This is a genomic window from Methylobacterium sp. WL7 (assembly GCF_008040085.1).
Lineage (GTDB): Bacteria > Pseudomonadota > Alphaproteobacteria > Rhizobiales > Beijerinckiaceae > Methylobacterium > Methylobacterium mesophilicum.
In genome coordinates this window covers 1-3,110 of the sequence record NZ_VRVG01000257.1, presented here as the reverse complement: position 1 = coordinate 3,110, position 3,110 = coordinate 1, and the positions used below count along the sequence as shown (strand labels likewise).

Sequence of the window (3,110 nt, the reverse complement as noted above, 5' to 3'; positions counted from 1 at the left end):
GGCCCACCCTCCCCCGCAGAGCTACGGGCTATACAGGTTTCGGTCAGAGCCCTGGTCCTCCCGACGGTGGAGGAGGCGCGGGTCCCCTCTCCCGTACGGGAGAGGGACAGGGTGAGGGATGCGACATTTCCGGAAAGCCCTGGTCCCTCACCCCAACCCTCTCCCGCACGGGAGAGGGGGACCGTCGCAGTCTGCAGCAGCGCCAGTGCCTCAAACCTGTGTAGCCCGTAGCCCGCAGAGGGTGGAGGGAGACGCGCTTGGGGTTGGCCTTGGCCCACATCCGGCAGCGACGTGTGAGCTTCGTGGCCCGTGCGGGCGAGGGGACCCGCGCTGTCTCCGGACACTTTTGGTCCGGTAGCCTCCAAAGCTGGCTCCTGTTCCTCAATACCCCAGAGCAGCCCCGTCCTTGCGCGGGTCCGAGCCCGCCGCCAGCGTGCCGGCCGCGCGGTCGATCCAGATGATCTGGCCGCCGCCCAGCGGCAGGGGCGCCCGGATCGCCGGGTGGCCGCGCGCGATCAGGCCCGCCATCGCGGCGTCCGTGATGCCCGTTTCGAGTTCCAGGCTGTCGCCGTACGCGAAGCTGCGCGGGGCATCGAGCGCCGCCTGCACGTCGAGGCCCCGGTCGATGATGCCCGACAGCAGCTCGACATGGCCCATGGCCTGGTAATGGCCGCCCATCACGCCGAACGGCGCGACCGCCCGGCCGTCCTTCATCAGCATGCCCGGGATGATCGTGTGCATCGGCCGCTTGCCGGGACCGATGCTGTTCGGATGACCGGCCTCCGTGCGGAACGACAGGCCGCGGTTGTGCAGCAGCACGCCGCTCTCCGGCGCCAGGATCCCCGAGCCGAAGCCCTGGAACACCGAGTTGATCAGCGACAGCGCGTTGCCGTCCCGGTCGACCACGCAGAGGTAGACCGTGTCCTTGTGGGCCCGCGCCTCCGCGATTTCTTGCGCGATCTCGGGGTAGATCTCCGGCGGCCGGGCGCGGCCCATGTCGATCGCCCCGTGGGCGGCGGCCTTCCAGGCATCCGACAGCAGGTGCTCCACCGGCACCCGGGCGAGGGCGGCGTCGCCGAACAGCACGTCCCGGTGATGGTAGGCCTGCTTGCAGGTCTCGGCGAACAGGTGGAGCCGGTCCAGGTCCGACAGGGCGGCGACGTCGTGATGCGACAGCACGTTCAGCATCATCAGCGCCGCGAGGCCCTGACCGGCGGGCGGGCACTCGTAGACGTCGTAGCCGCGGTAGCGGGTCGAGACCGGCGTGACCACGTCCGGCCGCGACGTGGCGAAGTCGTCCCGGGTGTGCAGGCCGCCGAGTTCGTTGAGCCGGCGGACCATGTCGTCGGCCACCGGTCCTTCATAGAAGCCGCGCGGGCCCTCCTCGGCGATGCGCCGGAGCGTGGCGGCGAGTTTCGGCAGACGGAAGACGCTGCCGATCGCCGGGGCCTCGCCGCCGACCAGGTAGGTGGCGGCGGCGTGGGGGTCGCCGGCGACCCGGGGGATGTTGCGCTGCCAGTCCCAGCCGACACGCTGCTGAATCACGAACCCGTCCTCGGCGTAGCGGATCGCCGGCTGCAGCAATTCGCCCAGCGCGCGCGTGCCGTGCTCGCGCACCAGCATGTCCCAGGCTCCGATCGCCCCCGGCACCGTGACCGCGTGCGGCGAGGCCGGCGTGATCGCGGCACCGTGCTCGGCGTACCAGTCGGGCGTGGCGGCGGCCGGCGCCCGGCCGGACCCGTCCAGCGCGATCGGCTTGGAGGCGCCGGCCGGAGCATAGAGGGCGAAGCAATCGCCGCCGATCCCGGTCATCAGCGGATCGACCACGCACTGCACCGCCACCGCGGCGATCCCGGCATCGACGGCGTTGCCGCCCGCGCGCAGGATCTCGATGGCGGCCAGGGTCGAGGCGGGATGCGAGGTCGCGACGGCGGCGTTGGCGGCGTAGACCGGGGAGCGCCCGGGTGCGGAGAAATCTCTCACGGGAAATCCTGTCCTGTGCGATCGAGCCGCTGGTCGTCCGCCCCCGCTGGAGAAGGGGCGCCGCCACCGCTCATGCCGAACCGCCGGCTAGGCCCTCTCGGCGCCGGCGTGAAACGGTATCATGTATTCAAGTGATCCGCAGCGCCACGGCCGCCTGTGCTGAACCCCCCGTTCCGTGTCACGCCTTCTCGATGATCGAGACCTTTCCGTCGCGCTCGACGATGCCGACCGCGACCTTGTCGAGATCGTCCAGGCCCTGCTGGCGGGCGGCGGTGCGGTTGTCGGCCTGCTGCATACTCGGCTCCTTCCGATACCCGCCCGGGGCGAGACCCTACGCGCCCCCGACCGTGGAGTTCCGTCGAAGGCCGGACGGGCCGCGGGTCCGGGCACTCGCCGTGCCGCGGGATCGGCGCTACCTTCAACCGGACACCCGCGAAGGATACCCGATGAAGCGCCTGCCCGCCGCCCCGCTCGCCTCTGGCCTTGCCGCCCTTCCCGCCGCGTTCGCGCTGCTGCCGCAGGCGGCCCTGGCCCATCCCGGCCATGAGGCCGCGCTCGGCGCCGAGGCCGGCTTCCTGCATCCGCTGCTCGGTGCCGACCACGTGCTGGCGATGGTCGCGGTCGGACTGCTGGCGGCCCTGCGCGGCGGCCGGGCGCTCTGGGCGCTGCCCCTGTCCTTCCTGGCGCTCATGAGCGTGGGGGCGGGTCTGGGCATGGTCGGCGTCGCGCTGCCCTATGCCGAGACCGGGATCGCACTCTCCATCGTGGTGTTCGGCGTGGCCGCGATCGTCGGCCTGCGGGCGCCGGTTGCGCTGCTCGCCAGCCTCGTCGGCGTGTTCGCGGTGTTCCACGGCTACGCCCACGGCGCCGAGATGCCGGAGACCGCCTCGGGCCTGACCTTCGGCCTGGGTTTCCTGGCCGCGACCGCGCTGCTGCATGCGGCCGGGATCGGCCTCGGGATCGCCGCGTCGCGGCTCGGCGCCGCCCGGGCCGCTCCGGCCCTCGGCACCGCGGTCGCGGCGGCGGGCCTCGCGCTGCTGGCGCTGCCGGCCTGAGCGGTACCGACCCGGTTACACCCGTCCGCAGGGGCTTGATGTCACGGGCGGCCAGGGGCTGACACGGTTGCG

Annotated in this window: 2 protein-coding genes; one reads left to right on the top strand and one right to left on the bottom strand. The window is 72.4% G+C overall.

Annotated features, from left to right (window positions below; translation table 11 throughout):
• Positions 1-381: 381 nt before the first annotated feature.
• On the bottom strand, positions 382-1,983 hold the full coding sequence (locus tag FV233_RS28860) for a gamma-glutamyltransferase family protein (RefSeq protein ID WP_147899576.1): 1,602 nt from the start codon (positions 1,981-1,983) through the stop codon (positions 382-384).
• Positions 1,984-2,429: 446 nt separating this feature from the next.
• Between FV233_RS28860 and FV233_RS28855 the strand changes: the two genes are divergently transcribed.
• Positions 2,430-3,038: a HupE/UreJ family protein gene (locus FV233_RS28855; RefSeq protein WP_147899575.1), complete on the top strand. Its 609-nt coding sequence runs from the start codon at positions 2,430-2,432 to the stop codon at positions 3,036-3,038.
• Positions 3,039-3,110 lie beyond the last annotated feature (72 nt).